Origin of the sequence: Novosphingobium sp. (assembly GCF_036733805.1) — a bacterium.
Lineage (GTDB): Bacteria > Pseudomonadota > Alphaproteobacteria > Sphingomonadales > Sphingomonadaceae > Novosphingobium.
The window spans coordinates 1-1,594 of sequence record NZ_DAIMZT010000153.1; the positions used below are offsets into that span (position 1 = coordinate 1).

Here is a 1,594-nt window from a genome sequence, read left to right on the forward strand (position 1 = left end):
GCTTCATCGAGAGCGGGCGGGCGCTTCCAAGCCGCGAGATGCTGATGCATCTCGCAGAAAGACTCGGCGTGCCGCTGCGCGAACGTAATCCGATACTTCTGGCAGCCGGATTTGCCCCGGTCTTTCCCGAACGCAAGCTGGATGACCCTGCACTCGCACCGGCCCGGCGCGCCATCGACATGCTGCTGAAAGGGCACGAGCCTTTTCCGGCTCTGGCCGTCGACCGGCACTGGACGCTCGTCGCCGCCAATGCCGCCGTCACACCGCTGCTTGCCGGCGTGACCGATGTCTCACTGACCGAGGGGCCGATCAATGTCCTGCGGCTAAGCCTGCATCCGAATGGCCTCGCGCCTCGGATCGCCAATCTCCACGAATGGCGAGCGCATCTGCTGGAGCGCCTGCGCCAGCAGATATCGGCAACCGGCGATCCTATCCTGATAAAACTGCTGGCGGAACTATCGGCCTATCCCGCGCCGGCGGCGCCGAAGTCGACAGCTCCTGAACGGGATTTCGCCGGCATTGCCGTGCCGCTCGAGCTTATCACCGAGGCGGGACATTTGTCTTTTCTGTCCACCACGACCGTCTTCGGCACACCTGTTGATGTCACCCTGTCGGAACTGGCGATCGAATCCTTCTTTCCCGCAAATCAGGAAACAGCGGAAGCGCTGAAGGCGATACTGCCGGGCGGTTGAACGCCCGGCCAGCGATCAAAATTCCACGCCGGGCTGCCCCTTGATACCCGAGCGGAAAGGATGCTTGATCAGTTCCATCTCAGTGACGAGGTCGGCAATCTCGATCAGCTCTTCCTTCGCATTACGACCCGTCAGGACGACATGGGTCATGTAGGGTTTTTCGGCCTTCAGGAATTCGATCACTTCCTTGATGTCGAGATAATCGTAGCGCAGCGCGATATTGATCTCGTCCAGCAGCACCATGGAATTGCGCTCGTCGCGGATCAGTTCCTTGGCCTTTTCCCAGGCAGAAGACGCCGCCGCCACATCGCGGGCGCGATCCTGCGTCTCCCAGGTGAAACCTTCGCCCATCGTATGGAACTGGCAGAGGTCGGAGAAATGCTTCTCGATCAAATCGCGCTCGCCGGTCCACATGGCACCCTTGATGAACTGCACAACCGCGCTCGGCTTTCCATGGGCGATATGGCGGAAGATCATGCCGAAGGCAGAGGAGGATTTTCCCTTTCCCTTGCCGGTATGGACGATGATCAGACCCTTCTCATCGTTTTTGGTCGCCATGATCTTGTCGCGCGCGGCCTTCTTCTTGGCCATCTTGTCGGCGTGACGAGCATCGTCGCTCTTCGGTGCGTCCGCGCCGGTTTCCGCCAATTCGTCGCTCATTGCATTCTCCCTGATATGATCGATTTCTGTGCTAGCGGCCCGCCGCGCCAGAGGTACAGCGCCACAAGCGGCCTATCTTCCGTGCGCATGGCATGGCGGATGTTCGAGGGGTGATGGATGATCTCGCCGGACCAGCGCGGCAGGAATGGCTGGGCATCCTTGCTCCAGAGCGAGCCGTCGGTCAGAGGGATATAGATCTCCTCAGCCTCATGATGATGATCCGGATAATGCACGCCGGGACC

General features: G+C 60.2%; 3 protein-coding genes. 1 reads left to right on the plus strand and 2 read right to left on the minus strand.

The features are described 5' to 3' along the window. On the plus strand, window positions 1-692 hold a 692-nt coding region (locus V7D69_RS16105), incomplete at its 5' end, for an MmyB family transcriptional regulator (protein ID WP_333606353.1). A 15-nt stretch (window positions 693-707) separates the two neighbouring features. Here V7D69_RS16105 and cobO read toward each other — a convergent pair. Next, window positions 708-1,352, minus strand: a complete 645-nt coding sequence (cobO, locus tag V7D69_RS16110) for a cob(I)yrinic acid a,c-diamide adenosyltransferase (protein WP_333606354.1) — start codon at window positions 1,350-1,352, stop codon at window positions 708-710. Next, window positions 1,349-1,594: dimethylsulfonioproprionate lyase family protein (locus V7D69_RS16115; protein WP_333606355.1), on the minus strand; the 246-nt coding region annotated here is incomplete at its 5' end. The genes V7D69_RS16115 and cobO, both read right to left, overlap by 4 nt.